Consider the following 26,242-nt stretch of genomic DNA (forward strand, 5'->3'; position numbering starts at 1 on the left):
ATGTCTGTTTATCCCTAATTCAACCGGATGCTTCGCATTCGGTTTTTTTTTTACCTTTCTTTACGTAAATTTTCTTTTCCTGTGCTACCACCCTGAAATTGTAACGACTATTAACTAAATTCTCGCCGCGTATCCCCCGACGTGGAAAAAATGATGAAAAACTCAATTTCTTGTTAATTCGTGCTTTTTGCCATATAGCACTGTTTTATATTTGTACATTCCCGGTGAGTGTGTACATGTTTAGGACACTTTCCATCTCTGATATTACCTGTGGAAAAAGTCGTCGCTTCCAGACCAGTGGCGCTGGAAATTCAGTTATTACCCTTTATACTGCCCTATCGCGACAGAGCACGACCATCACAGGTTAGAGATATCAATGAGTCAGATTGAAACTACCGCCCCGAGCAAATTCTCCCTCCTCCCCGGGAGCATCACCCGTTTCTTTCTTCTTTTGATCGTTGTGCTGTTAGTCACCATGGGGGTTATGGTGCAGAGCGCGGTGAACGCCTGGCTAAAGGACAAAAGCTATCAGGTTGTTGATATCACCCATGCCGTACACAAACGCATTGATACCTGGCGCTACGCCACCTGGCAGATTTACGACAATATTGCGGCTGCGCCCGCAACCTCATCCGGGGATGGGCTGCAGGAGACACGTCTTAAGCAGGACGTCTATTATCTCGAAAAACCGCAGCGCAAAACGGAGGCACTTATCTTTGGCTCTCACGACAGTGCGACGCTGGAGATGACGCAGCGCATTTCGACCTATCTGGATACCCTTTGGGGAGCCGAAACCGTGCCGTGGTCGATGTACTATCTGAATGGTCAGGACAACAGCATGATCCTGATCTCGACGCTGCCGTTGAAAGATCTCTCTTCCGGGTTTAAAGAGACAACCGTGGGCAGCATCGTCGATTCCCGTCGGGCAGAGATGTTGCAGCAGGCAAATGCTCTCGATGAACGTGAGAGCTTCTCTTCCCTGCGTCGCCTGGCCTGGCAAAATGGTCACTATTTTACCCTGCGCACCACGTTCAACCAGCCAGGGCATCTGGCGACGGTGGTGGCCTTCGATTTGCCAATTAATGATTTAATCCCGCCGGATATGCCGCTCGACAGCTTCCGCCTTGAGCCAGACAGCAGCACACAGAATATGCGTGCGGCGTCTGACAAAGAGGCCGCAGAGAGCGTATCGATCTCTTTTAATGGCTCGAAAATTGAAATTGCCTCTTCGCTGAACTCAACCGGTATGCGTCTGGTGTGGCAGGTGCCGTTTGGCACGCTGTTGCTCGACACCCTGCAAAATATCCTGCTGCCTCTGCTGCTGAATATCGGTCTGCTGGCGCTGGCTCTGTTTGGCTACAGTACGTTCCGTTTCCAGCCGGGTCGTCAAAGCGACGCCTCTGCGGTTCCGGCGGGCACCACTAATGAGTTGCGCGTGTTACGTGCATTGAATGAAGAGATTGTTTCCGTGCTGCCGCTTGGGGTCTTAGTTCACGACCAGGAAGCGAATCGTACGGTGATGAGCAACAAAATTGCCGACCATCTGCTGCCGCATCTTAACCTGCAAAACATCACCACCATGGCGGATCAGCACCAGGGGGTGATTCAGGCCACCATCAACAATGAACTGTACGAGATCCGTCAGTTCCGCAGTCAAATCGCCCCACGCACGCAAATTTTCATTATCCGCGATCAGGATAGAGAAGTGCTGGTGAATAAAAAGCTGAAGCAGGCGCAAAGACTGTATGAGAAAAACCAGCAGGGGCGCGCGGCATTCATGCAGAATATTGGTGATGCCTTCAAACAGCCATTAAAAACGCTGGCAACCCAGGCGGCAGCGTTAAATACGTCAGAAAGCCACCAGCTTGCCAGCCAGGCCGACTCACTGGTTCGTATGGTGGATGAGATCCAGTTGGCGAATATGCTGGAGAATGATTTCTGGAAAGGAACACCTACCCTCTTCTCCATTCAGAATCTGATCGATGAAGTGGTTCCGGAAGTCCTGCCCGTGATTAAACGCAAAGGACTGCAACTGCTAATCAATAACCATTTATCGGCGAATGATGAACGTCACGGCGATCGCGAAGCACTGCGCCGCATTCTGCTGATGCTTATTCAGTATGCGGTGACCACCACGCAGATTGGCAAGATCACCCTGGAGGTGAGCACAGACGAGTCTGCTGAAGATCGTCTGACGTTCCGCATTCTGGACACCGGGGAAGGCGTCACAACGAGCGAAATTGATAATCTGCACTTCCCGTTCCTTAATGACACCCAGAGCGATCATTACGGCAAAGCCAATGCGCTGACCTTCTGGTTATGCGATCAACTGGCGCGTAAGCTTGGTGGTCACCTGAATATCAAGGCCCGTGAATCCCTCGGCACCCGGTACTCTCTGCACGTTAAAATGGCCGCCAATCCACAAGAAGAAGATGAAGAACGTCTGCTGGATGATGTTGTGGTAATGGTCGATGTGACCTCAAATGAGATCCGCAATATTGTGGTTCGTCAGTTAGAAAACTGGGGCGCGGCCTGCATCACGCCGGATGAAAGGCTGGCAAGTCAAGAATTTGATCTGTTTTTAACTGATAATCCGTCTAATCTTACTGCCTCCGGCTTGCTTTTAAGCGATGATGAGTCAGGCGTGCGGAAAATCGGCCCTGGCCAGCTGCGCGTCAACTTTAATATAAGCAATGCGATGCAGGAAGCTGTACTACAACTAATAGAAGAACAGCTGGCGCAGGAAGAGATAGCGGAATCCCCGCAAGGCAGCAATGAAAATGCCGAGCTTCACGCCAGCGGATATTATTCGCTCTTTGTTGATACAGTACCAGATGATGTTAAGCGGTTGTATACTGAGTCCGCTGCGAATGATTTTGCAGCGCTGGCACAGACAGCACACCGGCTTAAAGGGGTGTTTGCCATGCTTAATCTGGTTCCCGGCAAGCAGTTATGTGAAACGCTGGAACATCTAATTCGTGAGAAAGATGCCTCTGGCATTGAAAAATACATCAGCGACATTGACGCCTACGTCAAAAGCTTGCTGTAGCAAGGTAGCCTTATACATGAACAATATGAACGTAATTATTGCCGATGACCATCCGATTGTACTGTTCGGTATTCGCAAATCACTTGAACAGATCGAGTGGGTGAATGTAGTCGGTGAATTTGAAGACTCTACAGCACTGATCAATAACCTCCCAAAGCTTGATGCACACGTGCTCATTACCGATCTCTCCATGCCTGGGGACAAGTACGGTGATGGGATCACGCTCATCAAATATATTAAACGTCACTTCCCCGATATCTCAATTATCGTTCTGACCATGAACAACAACCCGGCGATTCTGAGCGCGGTGTTGGATCTGGATATCGAAGGCATTGTGCTGAAACAAGGCGCACCAACCGATCTGCCAAAAGCGCTCGCTGCGCTGCAGAAAGGCAAGAAATTCACGCCTGAGAGCGTCTCTCGCCTGCTGGAAAAAATCAGCGCAGGTGGCTACGGTGACAAACGCCTGTCGCCGAAAGAGAGCGAAGTACTGCGCCTGTTCGCCGAAGGTTTCCTGGTGACCGAAATTGCCAAGAAGCTGAACCGCAGTATTAAAACCATCAGCAGCCAGAAGAAATCAGCGATGATGAAGCTGGGTGTGGACAACGATATTGCCCTGCTGAACTATCTCTCCTCCGTCACGCTGAGCGCAACGGATAAGGATTGATTCCCTACGTGTGCCCCTCTCCCACAGGGAGGGGTGAAACGTAAAAGGCCCTTACGGGCCTTTTTTTATATCCGCGTTTTTCTCACGCGATCCGCATAAACAGACAGTGTCTGCTTCAGCACATCCAGCGTCACCGGTTTTGATAAACAGCTGTCCATACCTGACTCCAGGCAGCGCTGTTTCTCTTCCGCCAGCGCGTTCGCCGTCACGCCCACAACCGGTAACGTCAGGCCAAGCTGGCGGATGCGCTGCGTCAGACGATAGCCATCCATATTTGGCATATTTACGTCGCTGAGAACGATATCAATATGATTTTTACTCAGTACATTCAGCGCATCCACGCCATCATTAGCCGTTTTGCACTGATAGCCAAGCGAACCCAACTGGTCGGCCAGCAGGCGGCGGTTAATCGGATGGTCATCCACCACCAGAATCATCATATCGTCATTCACCGACGCCAGAGACTCCGGTGACGGTAATCCACCCGCGCCGTCACTCTCTTCCAGATGCACTTTGTAGATGCGTGCCAGCAAGCTCATCAGCTCATGCGGCGTTGCTACGCTATGTACCCATTCTCCCGGCGCACGCTCGACCGGGATGCCGATGTGACGACGGCAGAAGAGTACCGTCCCTCTTCCCTGCCACGGCTGTTCCGGCATATCGTCGGTAATCAGCACATCGTCCACATCCGGTGTTTGACCTTCATAACGGGACACCCTCACGCCGCTGTGAGTGAGCAGCGCAGTGAGATAGTCATTCAGTGAAGCATTATGCACCGCCAGCCAGCAGCGCTTATTGCTCAGACCGTCAACCGTCGTTTTTGCCGGATACTGAGCCGAATAGAGCGGAATGCGGATAGTGAACTGGCTACCCATACCGGGCTCAGTATCAACAGAGATATCGCCGTCCATCATGCTCACGAGCTTTTCACAGATCGCCAGCCCCAGCCCGGTGCCCTGGAAGTTACGCTGCACGCCGGTACCGACCTGGAAGAACGGGTCGAACAGACGAACCACTTCTTTCGCTGGAATACCCACTCCCGTGTCCCTCACGCGGATACTCAGGTAGTCTCCGGCCCGGCAAACGTGTAAAACAATACAACCGATATCGGTGAATTTAATGGCGTTACTGAGCAGGTTAGAGATGACCTGCTGCAGGCGCATGGGATCGCCGTGCAATGTCAGCGGCACATCCGGTTCGATAAAACAGTAAAGCCCCAGCTGTTTACGCACCACCAGCGGCAGATAGTTGGCGCTGATGTGGTTCATCACCTCACGCGGAGAGAACTCACGCGGTTCGATTTTCAGCTGCTCAGACTCAATTTTGGAGAAGTCGAGAATATCGCTGATGATTTTCAGCAGCAGGCTGGAGGAGTTGTTCATCGCCGTCACCAGCCTGTCGACCCCTTTCGGCAATTCCTTCGTCTGCAGCAAATCGAGGTTACCGATAATCCCGTACAGCGGCGTTCGCAACTCGTGGCTGACGGTCGCAAGGAACATCGATTTCGACTGGCTGGCCTGCTCTGCCGCCTGCGCCATCTCCTGCAACGACTCTTCCATCTTCACGCGAGCCGAGACATCCACCAGCACGCAAATCGCCACGTTTTCATTGCGATAGCGGGAATGCACAAAGCTGATTTGCAGGTTAGTGTGCGTGCTGGTCAGCACGTCGACAAAGTTAACCTGCTGACCACAGATAATTTGCGTCAGCCTTTGCCGATCCTCATGCGTCAGCATGTTCAGGTAATTATGTGCCAGCTCATTACTCAGGATATTGGTCCCGTCCTGGGTACGCAGAATACAGATCCCCACCGGCGCCGAGGCAACAATCTTGCGGTTAAACTGCTCGTGTTCCTCCAGCCGCTGGGCGTCGCTTTCGGCAGGAATAAAGATTTTCCGCTCATACATGCGCGCCAGCGTGAACAGCGCGCCCCCCACCAGCAGGTTGAGCAGAATCGCATTCATGATAAGAATACGTATCCGCTCAAGCACCATATCCACCGGCAGCGAATAGACGATACTCAGCGACGAAGGCGGCAGGCTCTTCTTCAGCACCAGTTCGCGGAACCCCGAGGTATAACCAAACCACGATCGCTCCTGCATCCAGTGCGGATCGACGTTTAAACGGTTGTCCGGCCCGGCAAGGGAGATAAGCTGATGTCCATTTTCATCAAGAATAGTCACCCCCATTGGCAGACTGCCCGGGGTGAAGAAGTTTTCCATGCGAATGGTCTGTTCAATCCCCAGCAGCGCCTGCAGGCGATTGCCCAGATACACCGGCGTCAGGGCGTAGAAATAACCCACCCCCGTGCGCGGACCCTGGCTTATCCAGAAGATGTTATTTCCGCGCTCATCCTGCGGTGCATTGCGGTATTTCACGATGCGTTCGTGCAGGCTTTTCAACGCATCATCACGCTCGACGGGAAGATCGCGCAGGCCAAAATCCGCCACGCAGAGATTTTCACTGCCAATCAGGAATACGCGATTGAGGTCATAAGCAGCAGAAAAATTGTCGCGCCAGTAGCGCATAAACCAGGCAAGAGATTCCAGTGACCCACGCCAGGTATTGCTCATGGTGGAACAATCGGAATCCGGGAACAGCGGCTGGAAGTCCGGGACTTCGGTTTTGTCGTTACGACCGCGGAGGGCAAGAATACCGTTCTCCGCCGTCAGACGATTTTCAGCAATGTACTTCAGCTCCTTCATTACATCAGACGTTCGCTGAATGTAGCGCTGGGCCTGGTCGGAGCTTAAATTAAACTCCTGGCGGATCTCCGCCTCTTTCTGATGCAGCGCGTTAACGATGTAAAACACCGAGAACAATGCCACCAGCAGCCAAAGCAAGAGCGCCAGCGCCCGAAACAGATAGCGAGATACTTTCAGCGTAGTACGAAAGGAGACGAGGTATTTCAAAGGGGCGAGGCTCCGCCGTCGGGGTCAAAAGATGTGGTTAAGGTAGCGGTAAACGCGCCAGGTCGCAACGTTGAGTTATCTGCTTCTGCAAAAGAAAAGGGCCGGAATCCGGCCCTTTTTTGCATCATGCAATATTACTCGTCAGCGTCATCCGCTGCATCGTCGTCGGTGTCGGTTTCCGGTGCGATATCATCATCACCTTCAGCGACGCTGCCGTCGATGGAATCGAGCTCTTCGTCGTCCACCGGCTCTGCAACACGCTGCAGACCCACAACGTTTTCATCTTCCGCAGTACGGATGAGGATCACGCCCTGGGTGTTACGACCCACCACGCTGATCTCAGAAACGCGCGTACGCACCAGCGTACCGGCATCGGTGATCATCATGATCTGGTCGGTATCATCTACCTGAACCGCGCCCACAACGGAACCGTTGCGCTCGGTCACTTTGATAGAGATAACGCCCTGCGTGCCGCGAGACTTGGTTGGGTATTCCCCTTCCGCCGTACGTTTACCGTAACCATTCTGCGTCACGGTCAGGATAGCCCCTTCACCGCGCGGAATAATCAGGGAAACCACAGAGTCTTCACCAGCCAGCTTGATACCACGAACGCCCGTAGCGGTACGCCCCATTGCACGGACGGCGTTCTCTTTAAAGCGCACCACTTTACCGGCCGCAGAGAACAGCATCACTTCATCCGAACCGGAGGTCAGATCGACGCCAATCAGCTCATCGCCTTCGTTCAGGTTCACCGCGATGATACCCGCAGAACGTGGGCGGCTGAACTCGGTGAGCGCGGTTTTCTTCACGGTACCGCTGGCGGTCGCCATAAAGACGTTCACACCCTCTTCGTACTCGCGTACCGGCAGAATGGCGGTAATACGTTCGTTCGCTTCCAGCGGCAGCAGGTTAACGATTGGACGACCACGTGCGCCACGGCTCGCTTCCGGCAACTGGTAGACCTTCATCCAGTACAGACGACCACGGCTTGAGAAGCAGAGGATCGTGTCATGGGTGTTCGCCACCAGCAGGCGGTCAATAAAGTCTTCTTCTTTAATACGTGCCGCAGACTTGCCTTTACCGCCACGACGCTGTGCTTCGTAGTCGGTTAACGGCTGATACTTCACGTAGCCCTGGTGAGACAGGGTCACAACAACGTCTTCCTGGTTGATCAGGTCTTCGATGTTGATGTCCGCGGTGTTCGCGGTGATTTCGGTGCGACGCTCATCGCCGAACTGATCGCGGACCAGCTCCAGCTCTTCACGGATCACTTCCATCAGACGTTCTGCGCTACCCAGGATGTGCAGCAGCTCAGCAATCTGTTCCAGCAGTTCTTTGTATTCGTCGAGCAGTTTTTCATGCTCAAGGCCGGTCAGTTTCTGCAGACGCAGATCCAGAATCGCCTGGGCCTGCTGTTCAGTCAGGTAGTATTGACCGTCACGCACGCCGAACTCGGGTTCCAGCCACTCAGGACGCGCAGCATCATCACCCGCACGTTCCAGCATCGCTGCAACGTTACCCAGATCCCACGGACGGGAAATCAGTGCCGCTTTCGCTTCTGCCGGGGTTGGCGCACGACGGATCAGTTCGATGATCGGGTCGATGTTAGCCAGGGCAACCGCCAGCGCTTCAAGGATGTGCGCACGGTCGCGCGCTTTGCGCAGTTCAAAGATGGTACGACGAGTCACCACTTCACGGCGGTGACGCACGAACGCACTCAGGATCTCTTTCAGGTTCATGATCTTCGGCTGACCATGGTGCAGTGCAACCATGTTGATACCGAAGGAAACCTGGAGCTGAGTCTGGGAGTACAGGTTGTTCAGAACAACTTCACCCACCGCGTCGCGTTTGATTTCAATCACGATGCGCATGCCGTCTTTATCAGACTCATCACGCAGCGCGCTGATACCTTCAACACGTTTTTCTTTTACCAGCTCGGCGATTTTTTCAATCAGACGCGCTTTGTTCACCTGATACGGGATCTCGTGAACAATGATCGTTTCACGGCCGGTTTTGGCGTCCGCTTCCACTTCTGCGCGGGCACGGATGTAAATCTTGCCGCGACCGGTGCGGTACGCTTCTTCAATACCACGACGACCGTTGATGATCGCCGCCGTCGGGAAGTCCGGGCCCGGGATGTGTTCCATCAGCCCTTCAATGCTGATGTCTTCATCGTCGATATAAGCCAGGCAACCGTTGATCACTTCCGTGATGTTGTGCGGCGGAATGTTGGTTGCCATACCGACGGCGATACCGGACGAACCGTTCACCAGCAGGTTAGGGATTTTCGTTGGCATAACGTCAGGAATTTTTTCCGTGCCGTCGTAGTTATCAACGAAATCAACCGTCTCTTTTTCCAGGTCGGCCATCAGCTCATGGGCAATCTTCGCCAGACGGATTTCCGTATAACGCATTGCCGCGGCGGAGTCGCCGTCGATAGAACCAAAGTTACCCTGACCATCTACCAGCATGTAACGCAGCGAGAATGGCTGCGCCATACGGACGATAGTGTCGTACACCGCGGAATCACCATGAGGATGGTATTTACCGATTACGTCACCAACGACACGGGCAGATTTTTTGTAGGCTTTATTCCAGTCATTGCCCAATACGTTCATGGCGTATAGTACGCGACGGTGTACCGGCTTCAGGCCATCGCGGACGTCCGGCAGCGCACGGCCAACAATGACCGACATCGCATAGTCCAGATAGGAGCTCTTCAGCTCTTCCTCGATGTTAACCGGTGTAATTTCTCTCGCAAGGTCGCTCATCTAACCGCTATCCCTCTACTGTATCCCGGATTCAAAGGTCGCAAATTATAACACAGCCGAGGTGATTGAGGTAAACCTATACGCTTTATTCACAGGGATTGCCTGATATACTCATTCGTCTTGCTAAATAAGGAGTAAAAGCGCCCATGAATGCCGAAAAATCCCCGGTGTCTCACAACGTTGACCATGAAGAGATTGCCAAATTTGAAGCGGTGGCGTCCCGCTGGTGGGATCTCGAGGGTGAGTTCAAACCTCTGCACCGTATTAACCCGCTGCGTCTGGGCTACATCGCGGAGCGTTCCGGCGGTCTGTTCGGTAAGAAAGTGCTCGATGTCGGTTGCGGTGGCGGTATCCTGGCAGAGAGCATGGCGCGCGAAGGGGCTACTGTCACTGGTCTGGACATGGGCTTTGAGCCGCTGCAGGTTGCCCGTCTCCATGCCCTGGAGTCCGGCATAAAGGTGGAATACGTGCAGGAAACCGTGGAAGAGCACGCGGCCAAACATGCGCATCAGTACGATGTGGTGACCTGCATGGAGATGCTGGAGCACGTTCCCGATCCGCAGTCCGTGGTGCACGCCTGCGCAAAACTGGTGAAACCGGGCGGCCAGGTCTTCTTCTCGACCATCAACCGTAATGGTAAAGCCTGGCTGATGGCCGTCGTCGGCGCAGAGTATGTGCTTCGCATGGTGCCGAAAGGGACACACGACGTGAAGAAATTCATTAAGCCTGCTGAGTTACTGAGCTGGGTTGACCAGACGTGGCTTAAAGAGCAACACATCACCGGTCTGCATTTCAATCCATTGACCGATAAATTCAAACTCGCACCGGGCGTGGATGTTAACTATATGTTGCATACAACTGCCAAAAACGACTAACGTCATCTGTTATTCTTATAAAGATTGCGCGACATCATGTTGCGCAATTCTGACCGCCCGTTGAAGAAATCAGCACTCGATCAAATTTTGAATTTTTTTTCTTAATTATTGACATGTCTTCCAGGCCTTACGGTACGAGGACTTAGCCTTTTTTACGCTTTCACAACCTCAATTTAACGTCAAAATCAACCCTTGTGCTGAAAAGAATCGATACTAGAATACTCACCATATAGCGTTTTTCTTATCGCAAACCCCCTATATGTAGTATTTATCCACAGAGTTAGTCACAAGGCGGATCTGTGGATAAACGGGGGATATTTTTTATTTCACGGACAGGTAAAACCCACATGAATCAGAGTCTGCTGGTGACAAAGCGCGACGGTACCACCGAGCGTATCAATCTGGACAAAATCCATCGAGTTCTCGACTGGGCAGCAGAAGGACTGAACAACGTATCTATCTCCCAGGTTGAACTGAAATCTCACATCCAGTTCTACGACGGCATCAAAACGTCTGATATCCATGAAACCATCATTAAAGCGGCGGCGGATCTGATCTCCCGTGAAGCACCGGATTATCAGTACCTGGCTGCACGCCTGGCCATTTTCCACCTGCGCAAAAAAGCCTACGGCCAGTTTGAGCCGCCTGCGCTTTACGATCACGTAGTGAAAATGGTTGAGCTGGGCAAATACGACACGCATCTGCTGGAAGACTATACGGAAGAAGAGTTCGAGCAGATGAACGGGTTTATCGATCACTGGCGCGACATGAACTTCTCCTACGCGGCGGTGAAGCAGCTCGAAGGCAAATACCTGGTTCAAAACCGTGTGACCGGTGAGATCTACGAAAGCGCCCAGTTCCTCTATATTCTGGTGGCCGCTTGCCTGTTCTCTAACTACCCACGTGAAACCCGTCTGGAATATGTGAAGCGTTTCTATGATGCGGTATCCACGTTCAAAATTTCTCTGCCTACGCCAATCATGTCTGGCGTGCGCACCCCTACCCGCCAGTTCAGCTCCTGCGTGCTGATCGAGTGTGGTGACAGCCTGGATTCTATCAACGCCACCTCCAGCGCCATTGTGAAATACGTTTCCCAGCGTGCTGGTATCGGTATCAACGCCGGTCGCATCCGTGCTCTGGGCAGCCCAATTCGCGGCGGTGAAGCATTCCACACCGGCTGTATCCCGTTCTATAAGCACTTCCAGACGGCGGTTAAATCCTGCTCTCAGGGCGGCGTACGCGGCGGTGCTGCGACCCTGTTCTACCCGATGTGGCACCTGGAAGTGGAAAGCCTGCTGGTACTGAAAAACAACCGTGGCGTGGAAGGCAACCGCGTGCGTCACATGGACTACGGCGTACAGATCAACAAACTGATGTACACCCGTCTGCTGAAAGGTGAAGACATCACCCTGTTCAGCCCGTCCGACGTCCCTGGCCTGTACGACGCGTTCTTCGCTGATCAGGATGAGTTCGAACGTCTGTACACCAAATATGAGAAAGACGACAGCATCCGTAAACAGCGTGTGAAAGCGGTAGACCTGTTCTCTCTGATGATGCAGGAACGTGCCTCTACCGGCCGTATCTACATCCAGAACGTTGACCACTGCAACACCCACAGCCCGTTTGATCCGGCTGTTGCGCCAGTGCGCCAGTCTAACCTGTGCCTGGAAATCGCCCTGCCGACCAAGCCGCTGGACGATGTTAACGACGAAAACGGTGAAATTGCGCTGTGTACGCTGTCTGCGTTCAACCTGGGTGCGATTAAGAGCCTCGACGAGCTGGAAGAGCTGGCCGTGCTGGCGGTTCGTGCGCTGGATGCCCTGCTGGACTACCAGGATTACCCAATCCCGGCCGCTAAACGTGGTGCAATGGGTCGTCGTACCCTGGGCATTGGTGTGATCAACTTTGCCTACTGGCTGGCGAAAAACGGCAAGCGTTACTCTGACGGCAGCGCCAATAACCTGACCCACCAGACGTTTGAAGCTATTCAGTATTATCTGATGAAAGCGTCCAACGAGCTGGCGAAAGAGCAAGGTGCGTGCCCGTGGTTTAACGAAACCACCTACGCGAAAGGCATTATGCCGATCGATACCTACAAAAAAGATCTGGACGCGATTGTCAGCGAGCCGCTGCATCTGGACTGGGAAGGCCTTCGCGAATCCATTAAGACTTATGGCCTGCGTAACTCTACGCTCTCTGCCCTGATGCCGTCTGAGACCTCTTCGCAGATCTCTAACGCCACCAACGGTATCGAGCCACCTCGCGGCCACGTCAGCATTAAAGCGTCGAAAGACGGTGTTCTGCGCCAGGTGGTGCCGGATTACGAGACGCTGGGTAACAACTACGAGCTGCTGTGGGAAATGCCAAACAACGACGGCTACCTGCAGCTGGTTGGGATCATGCAGAAGTTTATCGACCAGTCGATCTCTGCAAACACCAACTACGACCCAACGCGCTTCCCGTCAGGTAAGGTACCGATGCAGCAACTGCTGAAAGACCTGCTCACTGCCTATAAATTTGGCGTGAAAACCCTGTACTATCACAACACCCGAGATGGTGCAGAAGACGCGCAGGACGACCTTGTACCGTCAATTCAGGACGATGGCTGCGAAAGCGGCGCATGTAAGATCTAATAAAGGGCGGGGATTTCCCCGCCTTTATTTCGTAAGACAGGACTCCAATTCATGGCATACACCACCTTTTCACAGACGAAAAACGACCAGCTCAAAGAGCCGATGTTCTTCGGCCAGCCAGTCAACGTGGCACGCTACGATCAGCAAAAATATGACATCTTCGAAAAGCTGATTGAAAAGCAACTCTCCTTCTTCTGGCGCCCGGAAGAGGTTGACGTCTCCCGCGACCGTATTGATTACCAGTCGCTGCCGGATCACGAAAAACATATCTTCATCAGCAACCTGAAGTACCAGACGCTGCTGGACTCCATTCAGGGCCGCAGCCCGAACGTGGCGCTGCTGCCGCTGATCTCCATTCCGGAACTGGAAACCTGGGTGGAAACCTGGGCGTTCTCTGAGACGATCCACTCCCGTTCTTACACCCATATCATTCGCAATATCGTTAACGATCCGGCGGTGGTGTTTGACGATATCGTCACCAACGAGCAGATCCAGAAACGCGCAGAAGGCATTGCTCACTACTACGACGAACTGATCGAGATGACCAGTTACTGGCATCTGCTGGGCGAAGGTACCCATAACGTGAACGGCAAAACCGTTACCGTGAACCTGCGTGCGCTGAAAAAACAGCTGTATCTGTGCCTGATGAGCGTCAACGCGCTGGAAGCCATTCGCTTCTACGTGAGCTTTGCCTGCTCTTTCGCCTTTGCCGAACGCAAGCTGATGGAAGGTAACGCCAAAATCATCCGTCTTATCGCCCGTGACGAAGCCCTGCACCTGACCGGCACCCAGCACATGCTGAACTTGCTGCGCAGCGGCGTGGACGACCCGGAAATGGCGGAAATCGCCGAAGAGTGCAAACAGGAGTGCTATGACCTGTTCGTGCTGGCGGCCCAGCAGGAGAAAGAGTGGGCAGACTACCTGTTCCGCGACGGCTCCATGATTGGCCTGAACAAAGACATTCTGTGCCAGTACGTTGAGTACATCACCAACATCCGTATGCAGGCTGTCGGCCTCGACCTGCCGTTCCAGACGCGCTCCAACCCCATCCCGTGGATCAACACCTGGCTGGTATCGGATAACGTGCAGGTTGCGCCGCAGGAAGTGGAAGTGAGTTCTTACCTGGTCGGTCAGATTGACTCCGAAGTTGATACTGACGACCTGAGCAACTTCCAGCTCTGATGACACGCGTAACGCTACGTCTTTCTGGCACCGAAGTGCTGTGTCAGGAAGAGCACCCTTCTCTGCTGGTGGCGCTTGAGGCGAACCAGGTGGCGGTTGAGTATCAGTGTCGTGAAGGCTATTGCGGCTCCTGTCGCTGCCGTCTGGTGACAGGTCAGGTGGACTGGCTGACCGAGCCGCTGGCCTTTATCAGTGAAGGGGAAATTTTGCCCTGCTGCTGCCGGGCAAAAGGCGATATCGAGATCGAGATGTAAAAAAGGGCCTTACGGCCCTTTTTCTATTTTAAGAACGTCACTGCTTTATCCGGGAAATCCGTAAACAGTCCGTCCACGCCCGCCTGGTTATACAGCACGTCGTAAAGCTGATTCACGTCCGTGGCATACGGCGGCAACTGGTCTGCACGCACCGTGTACGGATGGACCTGCATCTTGCTGGCATGCGCCTCTTTCACCATCGCCGTCAACTTCACGTGCCCAGGCGTTGAGCCTTCCGCCACCAGCATGTGATAATCCGGCCCGATGCCATCGGCGTACTGCGCTATCTGCTTCATCGCACCCGGCTTAAACATCCAGTCGTAGTTGTAGTTCACCCACTTCCCGTCCGGCTGCTTCTCCTGGGTTTCGTTCCAGTCGGTATAGGCAATCAGCTGCACCAGATTGAGATCCATCCCCCTCTTCGGCTCCAGCTCGGTTTTGATGCGCTTCAACTCAGCGGCGTCAAAACACTGCAGATACACCTTGTCCTTTTTGCTGGTGTATCCGTACTGCTTCAGTACGTCCAGCGTTTTGGCCGCAATGTCTTTCCCTTCCTGGTGGTGGAACCACGGCGCTTTGATTTCCGGGTAGATACCGATATTTTTACCGGTTGAGTGGTTCAGCCCCTGAACAAACTCAATCTCTTCCTGGAAGGTATGGATCCGGAAGTCAGATTTGCCCATCGGGAAGCGTCCCGGATAGACCTGCACCTTCTTGCCGTTTTCGATCTCAAAGCCTTCGGTAAACTTCAGCGAGCGAATTTCCGCCAGCGTGAAGTCGATGGCGTAGAAACGGCCATCTTTGCGGGCGCGGTCCGGGAAACGCTCCGCCACGTCCGTCACGCGGTCAAGATAGTGGTCATGCAGGACGACCAGCTGGTCGTCCTTCGTCATCACCAGATCCTGCTCCAGGTAATCCGCGCCCTGCGCATAGGCCATCGCTTTTGCCGGGAGCGTATGCTCCGGCAGATAGCCGCTTGCGCCGCGGTGGGCAATAACGATTTTATCTGCCGCCAGCGCAGAGCCTGTCATCAAACCGACTAGCAGCAGACCGGTGGCTAACTGAGTTAATTTCATCGCAATGCTCCTTATTGACGACGCGCCAGCACTTCAGCGTGGTGACGTTTTTCGCCGATCATCACAACAATCAGCAGCAGAACCGCCAGCACGCTACCGCCAATCATCACCATAAAGCCGCCGTCCCAGCCGAAGAAGTCAACGGTGTAGCCCACAATGGCGCTTGCCGCGACCGACCCGCCGAGGTAGCCAAACAGGCCGGTAAAGCCTGCCGCCGTGCCCGCCGCTTTTTTCGGCGCCAGCTCCAGGGCATGCAGACCGATCAGCATCACCGGACCGTAAATCAGGAAGCCGATGACAATCATACAAGCCATGTCCACACCCGGATTGCCCGGCGGGTTAAGCCAGTACACCACGGTGGCGATGGTCACCAGGGTCATAAAGAACACGCCTGTCGCACCGCGGTTACCTTTAAACACTTTGTCCGACATCCAGCCGCAAAGCAGCGTGCCTGGGATCCCGGCATATTCGTACAGGAAGTAGGCCCAGGAGGATTTATCCAGCGCGAAGTGCTTCACCTCTTTCAGGTAGGTTGGCGACCAGTCGAGGATGCCATAGCGCAGCAGGTAAACGAACACGTTCGCCACCGCGATGTACCACAGCAGCTTGTTCGGCAGGACGTACTTCATGAAGATCTGTTTTGCCGTCAGCTCTTCTTCGTGCTCCTTGCTGTAATCATCCGGATAGTCGTTTTTGTACTCTTCGATCGGAGGCAAACCGCAGGACTGAGGCGTGTCGCGCATCAGCGCGAAAGCGATAATCGCCACGACGATAGCACCGAAAGCAGGCATATAGAGCGCCGCGTGCCAGTCGTTGAACCAGGCCATCCCCAACAGGAACAGCAGCGGTGGAATACCGCCTCCCACGTTATGCGCACAGTTCCATACCGACACGATGCCGCCACGTTCCTTCTGCGACCACCAGTGCACCATGGTGCGTCCGCATGGTGGCCATCCCATTCCCTGGAACCAGCCGCAGAGGAACAGCAGCACGAACATGATGGCAATACTGGAGGTTGCCCACGGCACAAAGCCCATAAACAACATCACCGCAGCCGCCAGGATCAGACCGGCTGGCAGAAACACACGCGGGTTCGAGCGATCCGACACGGAACCCATAATGAATTTGGAAAAACCGTAGGCAATGGAAATTCCCGACAGCGCGAACCCCAAATCACCACGCGAAAAGCCCTGCTCCACCAGATAAGGCATGGCGAGCGCGAAGTTTTTACGCACCAGGTAGTACGCCGCGTACCCGAAGAAAATCCCCAGGAAAATTTGCCAACGCAGACGACGGTATAGCGGATCAATTTCTGCCTCAGGCAGACGCGCACTATGCGGCGCGGGTTTGAAGATACTGAGCATGACAGCCTCCGTGGCCAGGTATTGAATTTACAGGGGTTTTACTGCCCCATACTCCAGAGAGGCGGCGATGTTAAGAAATCACGGTGATTGTTACTGTGAATCAACGCACAGATTGTTACAGAAATATGACAGGATGCGCAAAAAAGCGCATGAAATCACGTTTCACTTTCGAATTTCGCTCGTTTGTGTTCGAAATCAAACAAACCATAGTTTTCATGTGGCTAAATGGTAAAAAAACGAACACAGAGGGATGACAATGACAATTCACGATCCACGCTACAGCGATGTGATTATCATTGGCGGCGGTGCGACCGGTGCCGGCATCGCACGTGATTGCGCACTCAGGGGGTTGAGCGTCACGCTTCTGGAGCGCCATGATATTGCGACAGGCGCCACCGGGCGCAATCATGGCCTGCTTCACAGCGGTGCCCGCTACGCCGTTACCGATGGCGAATCAGCTCGTGAATGTATTGCCGAAAACCAGATCCTGCGGCGAATTGCTCGCCACTGCATTGAACCTACAGACGGCTTGTTTATCACGCTTCCCGAAGACGATCTCGCCTTTCAGGCTACCTTTATTACCGCCTGTCGCGCGGCGGGGATTCAGGCCGAGGCCATTGACCCGGCCCTGGCGCGGCGCATTGAGCCCTCCGTCAACCCGATCCTGACAGGGGCGGTAAAAGTGCCAGACGGCACGGTTGATCCCTTCCGCCTGACGGCCGCCAATATGCTTGATGCCCGCGAACATGGCGCGCACATCCTGACCGGGCATGAAGTGACCGGGCTTATCCGGGAAGGTAACCGCGTCCGTGGCGTGCGGCTTTTTAATACGCAATATAACGAACACAGCGAACTTTATGCTTCCGTGGTCGTCAATGCGGCGGGGATCTGGGGGCAGCGGATTGCCGAGTATGCCGACTTGTCCGTTCGCATGTTTCCGGCAAAAGGCTCGCTGCTGATCCTCGACCATCGCATCAATAACCATGTGATTAACCGCTGCCGTAAACCGTCTGATGCCGATATTCTGGTTCCGGGCGATACCATTTCATTAATCGGTACCACCTCAACCCACGTGGACTATAGCGAGATTGATTACAACCGCGTCACTGCTGAAGAAGTGGATATTCTGCTGCGTGAAGGGGAAAAACTGGCCCCGGTGATGGCGCAGACCCGGATCCTGCGCGCCTACGCGGGTGTGCGTCCGTTAGTTGCCAGCGATAACGACCCAAGCGGGCGTAACGTCAGCCGGGGCATTGTGCTGCTCGATCATGCTGAACGCGACGGCATGGAAGGGTTTATCACCATCACCGGTGGCAAACTGATGACCTATCGTCTGATGGCCGAATGGGCAACCGATGCCGTCTGCCGCAAACTGGGCAACACCGAGCCGTGCAAAACGGCAGAACAGCCCCTTCCCGGCTCACGTCAGTCTACCGAGAAGACGCTGCAAAAAATTATCTCCCTGCCCGCTCCTCTGCGCGGTTCGGCCATCTATCGTCATGGTGACAGGACGCCGGTCTGGCTGGGCGAAGGCCGGCTTAGTCGCAGCCTGGTCTGCGAGTGCGAAGCCGTAACCGCGGGCGAAGTACAATATGCGGTGGAAAATCTGACCGTCAATTCTCTGCTCGATCTCCGCCGCCGCACCCGGGTTGGAATGGGGACGTGTCAGGGTGAATTGTGCGCCTGCCGTGCCGCCGGGTTATTGCAACGCTTTCATACCACCACCGCGACCCAGTCGCTCGATCAACTCAGTGCTTTTTTAAACGAGCGCTGGAAAGGTATTCAGCCTGTCGCCTGGGGCGATGCTCTGCGTGAAAGTGAATTTACCCGCTGGGTCTACCAGGGGCTTTGCGGTCTGGAGAAGGAGCAACACGATGAAATTTGATACCGTGATCGTCGGCGGCGGGCTGGCGGGTCTGCTCTGTGGCATCAAACTCACAAAACAGGGGCTACGCTGCGCCATTATCACCCGGGGTCAGAGCGCCCTGCACTTCTCGTCGGGCTCGCTGGATCTGGTGGACGAAACGTACCGAGAAAAACTTCCGCCAGAGCACCCTTATCACCTGACAGGCGCGCAGCATATCGATCGCTTTGCCCTGGAAACCGAAGCGCTACTGGCGGATTGCGGCGCTCGTCTGCAGGGAAGCGCCAGGCAAAATCATCAGCGTGTTACACCACTCGGCACCCTACGCTCCGCCTGGCTCAGCCCGGAGGAGGTGCCCGTTACCCCGCTCAACTCAGCGCGTGTGCGGGTGGTAGGTATTAGCGGTTTTCTGGATTTTCAGCCCCATCTCGCGGCGGCATCACTTTGTCGCCAGGGGGTAAACGCTGAAACGGCAGAAATAGAGCTGCCTGAGCTTGATGTCCTGCGCGACAACCCGAGCGAGTTTCGCGCGGTGAATATTGCCCGTTTTCTTGATCATGAAGAGAGATGGCCGCTGCTGTATGAGGCGCTCAAACCGCTTGCAGAAGGGTGCGATGCGCTTTTTATGCCCGCCTGCTTTGGCTTAAACGACAATCGACTCTGGCGCTGGCTGTCCGATCGACTGCCCTGCACACTCGGTTTACTGCCAACGCTCCCCCCTTCGGTTCCCGGTATTCGCCTGCATACCCAGCTCCAGCGCAAATTTGTTGCGCAGGGTGGCGTCTGGATGGCGGGTGATGAGGTGAAAAAAATCACCCTGACTGACGGGGAAGTGAGCGAAATCTGGACGCGCAACCACGATGATATTCCGCTTCGCGCCCGCTTTACGGTGCTGGCAAGCGGCAGTTTCTTCAGTAACGGGCTGCTGAGCAGTCGGGACGGCATCCGCGAAGCCATAATGGGTCTGGATGTCCGGCAAAGCGCCTCCCGCGCGGACTGGTATCAGAGTGATTTCTTCACGCCACAGCCCTGGCAACAGTTCGGCGTCATTGTCGATAACCACCTGCACCCGCAACTTTCGGGTAAGTCAGTCAGGAATCTCTTTGCTATCGGCTCGCTTCTTGGCGGATATGATCCTATCGCCCAGGGCTGCGGTGGCGGGGTCTGCGCCGTCACGGCGCTGTATGTGGCAGAGCAGATTAGCCAGCGCATGGAGGCTGAACAATGAGCGATACCCGTTTCGAAAGCTGCATTAAATGCACGGTGTGTACTACCGTCTGCCCGGTCAGCGGCGTAAATCCACGTTATCCTGGTCCGAAACAGGCCGGGCCGGACGGTGAGCGTCTGCGTCTGAAGGACGGCAAGCTGTATGATGAGGCGCTGAAGTACTGCATCAACTGCAAACGCTGTGAAGTTGCCTGCCCATCAGATGTCAACATTGGCGACATTATCCAGCGCGCCCGGGCGCGTTATAGCACGCAAAAGCCATCATTGCGGGATGCCATTCTCAGTCACACCGATTTGATGGGGAGCATCTCGACGCCGTTCGCCCCGCTGGTGAATGCGGCGACAGCGCTCAAACCGGTGCGCCAGCTGCTGGATGCGACACTGAAAATAGACCATCACCGCAGCCTGCCGAAATATTCTCACGGTACCTTCCGTCGCTGGTATAAATCCGTCGCGGCGCAACAGGCGCAGTATGCCGAACAGGTGGCGTTCTTCCATGGCTGCTATGTGAATTACAACCACCCGCAGTTGGGTAAAGATCTGCTTAAAGTGCTGAATGCGATGGGGACGGGCGTACAGTTACTTAGTAAGGAAAAATGCTGCGGTGTACCACTGATCGCCAACGGATTTACGGATAAAGCGCGCAAGCAGGCCAAAAGCAATGTCACCTCACTGCGTGAAGCCATCGTCGACAGGGGGATTCCGGTGCTGGCCACCTCGTCTACCTGTACCTTCACCCTGCGAGATGAGTACCCGCATCTGCTGGACGTGGATAACACCGGGCTGCGCGAGCACATTGAACTGGCAACACGCTTCCTGTGGCGCAAACTGGATAGCGGGCAGACGTTGCCGCTGGGGAAATTGCCGCTGAAAGTGGTGTATCACACGCCCTGCCACATGGAAAAAATGGGCTGGTCGCTCTATACGCTTGAACTGCTACGCTTAATTCCTGGGCTGGAGCTGACGGTGCTGGATTCCCGCTGCTGCGGTATTGCGGGAACGTACGGCTTCAAAAGTGAAAATTACGAAACGTCACAGGCGATTGGCGCCCCACTGTTCCGTCAGATTGAGGAAAGCGGCGCGGATATCGTGGTAACCGACTGCGAAACCTGCAAGTGGCAAATAGAGATGTCCACCAGCAAGCGCTGCGAACATCCGATCACCATACTGGCGAGGGCTCTGGGCTGAACATGGCCGGGGCGAGAAGCCCCGGTCAGTGTTTTACTCAACGAACAGCGACTCGACAACGTTTATCCAGCCGTGCTCGCTGGCAACCTCTTTGCCATTCAACCAGCGGCGCAGCATGTTCAGCGCCATCATGGCGCAAACTTCCTGCCGTATCGCCAGGCTGTGGCGGGTGATACTCATTTTTACCCTCAGGGCATACGTGCCTTCCGGTGTCGCCAGCGCAAAGTTCAGGTATTCCTCATCCAGCCCACCGACAAACAGCGCCAGCCCGGCAAAATGTTTTACCCTTCTTTCAGAAGCCCAACGGGCGGTCTGCGCCAGCGTCTCCTGCTGGAACGGCACCACTTCGCTGGCCAACAGCGGCGCATTGACGCGCGACAGCTGCAGCGCCAGCAGGCCGCCGGTGAACTGCTCGCTTAAGGTCACGCTCAGCTGACGAGACTGCAGCTGCTTCGCAATCTGCGCGGGCAACCCTTCCGTCCCTTCGAAGATCAGGCTTTCACCCGCCACACGCTGCACCTCAGGCCAGAGTGCCAGCATCGCCGCTTTCTGCTCTGCAGGCCCCGTCAGCTTGAGTTCAATGATTGGCATGGAGGACCGATACCCCATTGATACGTCAGGCGGCAGTTGCAGGTGATCAAGACTCTGGGCCAGGTCGCTTTCCGAGCGGCCAAAAGTGGTCAGACGCAGGCAAATCGGGGGTTCAGGCAGGGTAAAACGATCGCGAAGGCGCGGCAGGATCTGCTGCTCGACCATCACTTTAAATTCTGAGGGTACGCCCGGCGTGAAGAACATCAGGCAGCGGTTCAGCTGCATGGCAAATCCACATGCGGTACCGACCGGGTTGTCAACCAACTCAGCGCTGGCGGGAATTTCAGCTTGTTTGCGGTTGCTGGGTGCCATGACGCGGCCACGTTCGGAGAAAAAGCGCTCCATCTGCGAGAGCCACGCCTCGTGCAGCACCAGCCCTTCACCTTTTGCTGTGGCGGCGGCCAGTGCGCTGAGATCGTCACTGGTGGGGCCAAGTCCGCCATTCACAATCAGCACGTCACACTGTTCGCTGCGCTCACGCAGGATATTGACCAGTGACTCAAGATTGTCGCCCACCGTGTTGCGGCGCGTTAACGGTAATCCTTGCTCAAAGAAAAGATCGGCAAGCCAGGCAGCATTGGTGTCGATAATCTGTCCATGCAGCACTTCATCGCCGGTGGATAACATCTCCACGTTAATCATTATGTTCTCCCGCTTAAATGGTCAAAACACTATAACGCAAACGCAGGATGGAGAAGAGAGAAACTGGCGCGACAGAATGCCGCGCCGGAGTGATTAGAAACCTGCGCTGACGCCCACGTAAGGGCCATCAGCCAGCGCGTTGTCGCGGTTGCCGTCTTTACCGGCCAGGTTCAGGTAGCGATAGCCTGCTTCGATGGTAATTGGACGCATGATGGTCCAGCGCGCACCGGCGTTGGCTTCTTCATAGCTTTCAATGCCGCTGGAGAGCGAGTCCGGGGAATAGTAATACTCACCAAACAGACCGAAGCTGTCGCCAATTTTCCACTGCAGACCGCCACCCACTGCCGCCGCATAGCCTTCATCACCGTCGTTCGGGTTGGTATAAATACCTTTACCGCCGACAGTGGCCAGGAACGGACCAAGAGGAATGTTCAGACCCAGGCCAAGGCTGGCTGCGTCGCCGTCGTCATCGTTATGTGTCCAGCCACCGGTCATTGCCAGACCAGAAGTCTCGGTGCCCATGCCAAAGCCCAGGTGGGTGTAATCCTGACCCGCCGAGCCGTTAATACTAATGGCGTTAGCCGCCGCAGAAACAACCATCAGGCCGAAGCCCAGTAATGCCACTTTTTTCATTGTCGTGATCCCGCACAATTATTATAAAGAAGTCCCAAAACCGCGAGATTTTAACCGGAGTCTCCATGGGATCAAGCACTCTGCGTGCGGCAAGCCGGTAGATTGTAACTATTTGAAACGGCTACTATCCCTTAAGCGATGCATTCACCCACTGTTGCAGCGCGCGACGGGAGACCTTAATGCCGCCATTTTTGAGCTCAGTCGGCAACACTAGCCACCGGACGGGTTGCTGAAAACGCGCCAGTTTATCCCGGACCCAGTCAGGTAAACAGGTGATATCCGTTCCCGGTTCACACTCCACCACGGCTACCGGGCGCTGCCCAAACTCGGCATCGTCCAGCGGGACGATAAACACCTGGTTAATTTGCGGATGACGGGCGATAACCCGCTCAAGACTTTCAGGCTGGATCCCTTCTCCGCCGCTAAAAAAGAGGTTGTCCATACGCCCCAGAATTGTCAGCCGGTCATCATGCCATTCACCGCGATCGCGGGTCGCGAACCAGCCCTGCTCATTCGTCAGCGGGATCAACGCCCCGTCACGCCAGTAGCCTGAGGCCATACTTTGCGCTTTGATCCAGACTTCACCGTCAACCACCTGCACTTCTCTGCCCGGCAGTACACCGCCCACATCCGGCTCGCCGTCCGCCTCTTTCGCACAGACTGTTGAAGCAAACTCCGTCAAGCCATAGCCACAGAAGGTGCGAACGCCCTGTTTTCGCGCTTTCTCTGTCAGTTCAACAGGAATTGCCGCTCCGCCGAGCAGAACGGCTTTCAGCGCAATATGAAGCTGAGTGTTAAGCAGACGCCAGAGCTGTGTCGGTACCAGAGAAGCGTGGGTACAGCCCTGCAGTGCCTGCTCAAGCGGCTGCTTTTCGCGAACGGTTAAACGTGCCCCGGCCTGCAACCAGCGCCATAAAATCCCCTGACCGGAAACATGAAACAGCGGAAGCGAAAGTAACCAGTCATCCTCATCACCGTAGGGCATCAGCGCCAGCACGCCGCGCGCGCTGGCAAGATGGGCTTCGCAGGTATGGACCGCCGCTTTCGGCAACCCGCTGGAGCCGGAGGTCAGCGTCATGGAGGCCAACCGCGCCGGTTGCCACGTAACGCGATGTTCGCCAGCATGCTCGTACATGTTCAGGACGGGAAGATCGTCGTAGATGCCGTCCAGCACCAGCGCAAAGCGCAGGGTCATCTGCGGAAGCAGAACATCCAGCAGATGACGCGGCAACTGCGGGTTAACGGGAAGAATGCGCGCCCCGCACTGGAGCAGTGCCAGCCATGCCGTCAAGGTTTGCGGATGATTATGGGCCAGCAGCAGCACACCGTCGCCCTCTCCGACGCCCTGCTGCTGAAATCCTGCCGCAAGGTGGTCGACACGCGCACACAGCTGTTGCCAGGTAAGCACCTCATCGTTCAGCCTCAGCGCCGGCTTATCGGCAGCCTGCGCACACCAGTGCCGCCACGGCCAGTCGGTAAAACTCATCGCAATGGCTCCAGCGCCTCAACGTCGAGGCACGGCAGCGGACTGTCCGGCCACTGGCGAATAAGCTGAGCCTGCATCAGGTTTAGCGTGTCGAGACCTGGGATCGTGTCTGGCGTTAACCAGGCAGCGATACGTGCCAGTTGGGTCAGCCCAAGGCTGGATTCGATGGAGGAGCTGATCACCGCCGTCAACCCCAACGCATGTGCCGCTGCGACCTGCTCGCGCACTTTCGCCAGACTGCCGGTCAGCGTTGGTTTAATCACTACCGCGCTGACGCCGGGTTCGGCGACAAATTCAAAATCCGCTTCGCGCAGGCTTTCATCCCAGGCGATGGCAATCCCCGTTTCGCGGGCAAACGCACGCGAATCATCGCGGGTTTTACACGGTTCTTCCAGGAAGGCAATGCGACTGCGGTATGCCGGATTCACGTACTTCGCGAATTGCTGTGCCTTAAGTGGCGTCCACGCGCGGTTAGCATCCAGACGCAGATGCAGATCCGGGATCGCTTCCAGCAGGAGGTTAGCGACCATTCCGTCTCTCACCGCTTCGTACAGGCCAACTTTGATTTTCGCCACTTTCTCACCGGGCATAGCGGAAAGCAGGGCGAACAGTTCGTCCGGATCGCCGGTGCAGAGCGGTGCTGCACGGTAATTAGCCTCTTCAGGCAAACTACCGTCGAGTTCCGCCAGCGCGCAGCTAATGCCAAAAGCCACGGAAGGAACGTCCGGCAACGCCGGATCCGCTCCCTCACGCCACTCTCCGGCCCACGCCAGTAATGCAGACTGCGCGTCATCCAGCGACTCAAGGCTAAAGCCCGGCAGAGGTGAAACCTCCCCCCAGCCTTCCCGCTCACCCTGCTGCAGATGAACGAAGAAGCCGTCACGGGTTTTTAACCGCCGTTCACGCAGTACCACACCCGCGTCCATCGGTATCTGCCAGCGGTAAACCTGCGCGCGACGCATTACGGGTTCCGTTTGTATTTGCTGAAGTCTGGCTGGCGTTTTTCGTTAAACGCGTTGCGCCCTTCCTGACCTTCTTCGGTCATGTAGAACAGCATCGTGGCGTTGCCCGCCAGTTCCTGCAGACCCGCCTGACCGTCACAGTCGGCGTTCAGCGCGGCTTTCAGGCAGCGCAGCGCCATCGGGCTGTTTTGCAGCATTTCACGACACCAGCGCACGGTCTCTTTTTCGAGATCGGCAATCGGTACGACAGTATTGACCAGCCCCATATCCAGCGCTTCCTGAGCATTGTACTGACGGCACAGGAACCAGATTTCGCGGGCTTTTTTCTGCCCGACAATGCGCGCCATGTAAGAGGCACCCCAGCCGCCGTCGAAAGAGCCCACTTTCGGGCCAGTCTGGCCGAAAATAGCGTTCTCTGCGGCAATCGTCAGATCGCACATCATGTGCAGCACATGACCGCCACCGATGGAATAGCCTGCCACCATCGCCACGACCGGTTTTGGACAGGTACGGATCTGACGCTGGAAATCGAGCACGTTCAGGTGGTGTGTACCCGCATCATCCTGGTATCCGCCGTAGTCACCGCGCACTTTCTGATCGCCACCGGAGCAAAACGCTTTGTTACCTTCGCCGGTCAGAACAATCACGCCGATGTTGTCGTCATAGCGCGCATCTGCCAGCGCCTGGATCATCTCTTTCACGGTCAGCGGACGAAAGGCGTTACGTACCTGTGGACGATTGATGGTGATTTTAGCAATGCCGTCTGCGGATTTGTGGTAACGGATGTCGGTATAACCTTCGGAGCAGTCTTGCCATTCAACCGGAGCATAGAGCATGTGTTCATCAGGATAGATCATAGAGAGTCC

At 55.1% G+C, this 26,242-nt stretch carries 18 protein-coding genes; 9 read left to right on the forward strand and 9 right to left on the reverse strand.

Annotation, left to right across the window (positions count from 1 at the left end; all coding sequences use genetic code 11):
• The first annotated feature begins 376 nt into the window (after positions 1-376).
• The gene (gene rcsD, locus ACJ9Y9_RS16195; RefSeq protein WP_407226187.1) at positions 377-3,049 is read left to right on the forward strand and encodes a phosphotransferase RcsD; all 2,673 of its coding nucleotides are present in this window, start codon (positions 377-379) and stop codon (positions 3,047-3,049) included.
• A gap of 16 nt (positions 3,050-3,065) precedes the next feature.
• Positions 3,066-3,716 (forward strand): response regulator transcription factor RcsB, encoded by a 651-nt coding sequence (gene rcsB, locus ACJ9Y9_RS16200; RefSeq protein WP_003859405.1) that lies wholly within the window; start codon positions 3,066-3,068, stop codon positions 3,714-3,716.
• A gap of 65 nt (positions 3,717-3,781) precedes the next feature.
• Here the strand turns inward: rcsB and rcsC are convergent, their stop codons facing one another.
• Positions 3,782-6,628: a two-component system sensor histidine kinase RcsC gene (gene rcsC, locus ACJ9Y9_RS16205; RefSeq protein WP_028016272.1), complete on the reverse strand. Its 2,847-nt coding sequence runs from the start codon at positions 6,626-6,628 to the stop codon at positions 3,782-3,784.
• 134 nt (positions 6,629-6,762) lie between these two features.
• Positions 6,763-9,399, reverse strand: coding sequence for a DNA topoisomerase (ATP-hydrolyzing) subunit A (gene gyrA / locus ACJ9Y9_RS16210; protein WP_028016271.1), 2,637 nt, complete (start codon positions 9,397-9,399; stop codon positions 6,763-6,765).
• Between the two features lie 146 nt (positions 9,400-9,545).
• Between gyrA and ubiG the strand changes: the two genes are divergently transcribed.
• From ubiG to yfaE, 4 genes are all read left to right on the forward strand, one after another.
• Complete coding sequence (gene ubiG, locus ACJ9Y9_RS16215) at positions 9,546-10,274, forward strand: bifunctional 2-polyprenyl-6-hydroxyphenol methylase/3-demethylubiquinol 3-O-methyltransferase UbiG (protein WP_028016270.1); 729 nt, start codon at positions 9,546-9,548, stop codon at positions 10,272-10,274.
• Between the two features lie 347 nt (positions 10,275-10,621).
• Positions 10,622-12,907: a class 1a ribonucleoside-diphosphate reductase subunit alpha gene (gene nrdA, locus ACJ9Y9_RS16220; RefSeq protein ID WP_028016269.1), complete on the forward strand. Its 2,286-nt coding sequence runs from the start codon at positions 10,622-10,624 to the stop codon at positions 12,905-12,907.
• Positions 12,908-12,958: 51 nt separating this feature from the next.
• Positions 12,959-14,089, forward strand: a complete 1,131-nt coding sequence (nrdB, locus tag ACJ9Y9_RS16225) for a class Ia ribonucleoside-diphosphate reductase subunit beta (protein ID WP_028016268.1) — start codon at positions 12,959-12,961, stop codon at positions 14,087-14,089.
• Positions 14,089-14,343 carry a class I ribonucleotide reductase maintenance protein YfaE gene (gene yfaE, locus ACJ9Y9_RS16230; RefSeq protein ID WP_028016267.1) on the forward strand — a complete coding sequence of 85 codons (255 nt, stop codon included), beginning with the start codon at positions 14,089-14,091 and terminating at the stop codon, positions 14,341-14,343. The genes nrdB and yfaE overlap by 1 nt, the downstream gene beginning before the upstream one ends.
• Before the next feature lie 23 nt (positions 14,344-14,366).
• On the opposite strand, the gene glpQ is transcribed toward yfaE, so the two are convergent.
• Complete coding sequence (gene glpQ / locus ACJ9Y9_RS16235) at positions 14,367-15,419, reverse strand: glycerophosphodiester phosphodiesterase (protein ID WP_028016266.1); 1,053 nt, start codon at positions 15,417-15,419, stop codon at positions 14,367-14,369.
• 11 nt (positions 15,420-15,430) lie between these two features.
• Positions 15,431-16,783: a glycerol-3-phosphate transporter gene (gene glpT, locus ACJ9Y9_RS16240; protein ID WP_028016265.1), complete on the reverse strand. Its 1,353-nt coding sequence runs from the start codon at positions 16,781-16,783 to the stop codon at positions 15,431-15,433.
• Between the two features lie 256 nt (positions 16,784-17,039).
• Here glpT and glpA point away from each other — a divergent pair, with 256 nt between their 5' ends.
• The 3 genes from glpA to glpC are packed head-to-tail and all read left to right on the forward strand — an operon-like array spanning position 17,040 to position 21,062.
• Positions 17,040-18,668: an anaerobic glycerol-3-phosphate dehydrogenase subunit A gene (gene glpA / locus ACJ9Y9_RS16245; protein WP_028016264.1), complete on the forward strand. Its 1,629-nt coding sequence runs from the start codon at positions 17,040-17,042 to the stop codon at positions 18,666-18,668.
• Entirely contained in the window at positions 18,658-19,875 is a 1,218-nt protein-coding gene (glpB, locus tag ACJ9Y9_RS16250; RefSeq protein ID WP_028016263.1) for a glycerol-3-phosphate dehydrogenase subunit GlpB, read from the forward strand. Before glpA ends, glpB begins: the two co-directional genes overlap by 11 nt.
• Complete coding sequence (glpC, locus tag ACJ9Y9_RS16255) at positions 19,872-21,062, forward strand: anaerobic glycerol-3-phosphate dehydrogenase subunit GlpC (protein WP_028016262.1); 1,191 nt, start codon at positions 19,872-19,874, stop codon at positions 21,060-21,062. The genes glpB and glpC overlap by 4 nt, the downstream gene beginning before the upstream one ends.
• 33 nt (positions 21,063-21,095) lie before the next feature.
• On the opposite strand, the gene ACJ9Y9_RS16260 is transcribed toward glpC, so the two are convergent.
• The 5 genes from ACJ9Y9_RS16260 to menB all read right to left on the reverse strand — a co-directional run bounded on the left by ACJ9Y9_RS16260 (position 21,096) and on the right by menB (position 26,233).
• Positions 21,096-22,295: a nicotinamide mononucleotide deamidase-related protein YfaY gene (locus tag ACJ9Y9_RS16260; protein ID WP_028016261.1), complete on the reverse strand. Its 1,200-nt coding sequence runs from the start codon at positions 22,293-22,295 to the stop codon at positions 21,096-21,098.
• A 93-nt stretch (positions 22,296-22,388) separates the two neighbouring features.
• The gene (locus tag ACJ9Y9_RS16265) at positions 22,389-22,928 is read right to left on the reverse strand and encodes a YfaZ family outer membrane protein (protein WP_028016260.1); all 540 of its coding nucleotides are present in this window, start codon (positions 22,926-22,928) and stop codon (positions 22,389-22,391) included.
• A 124-nt stretch (positions 22,929-23,052) separates the two neighbouring features.
• Positions 23,053-24,414, reverse strand: a complete 1,362-nt coding sequence (menE, locus tag ACJ9Y9_RS16270) for an o-succinylbenzoate--CoA ligase (protein ID WP_028016259.1) — start codon at positions 24,412-24,414, stop codon at positions 23,053-23,055.
• Positions 24,411-25,376, reverse strand: coding sequence for an o-succinylbenzoate synthase (menC, locus tag ACJ9Y9_RS16275; protein WP_028016258.1), 966 nt, complete (start codon positions 25,374-25,376; stop codon positions 24,411-24,413). Before menC ends, menE begins: the two co-directional genes overlap by 4 nt.
• Positions 25,376-26,233 (reverse strand): 1,4-dihydroxy-2-naphthoyl-CoA synthase, encoded by an 858-nt coding sequence (menB, locus tag ACJ9Y9_RS16280; RefSeq protein ID WP_028016257.1) that lies wholly within the window; start codon positions 26,231-26,233, stop codon positions 25,376-25,378. The genes menC and menB overlap by 1 nt, the downstream gene beginning before the upstream one ends.
• Between the last annotated feature and the right edge of the window lie 9 nt (positions 26,234-26,242).

The organism is Enterobacter sp. CPE_E1241 (genome assembly GCF_045618265.1).
Lineage (GTDB): Bacteria > Pseudomonadota > Gammaproteobacteria > Enterobacterales > Enterobacteriaceae > Enterobacter > Enterobacter adelaidei.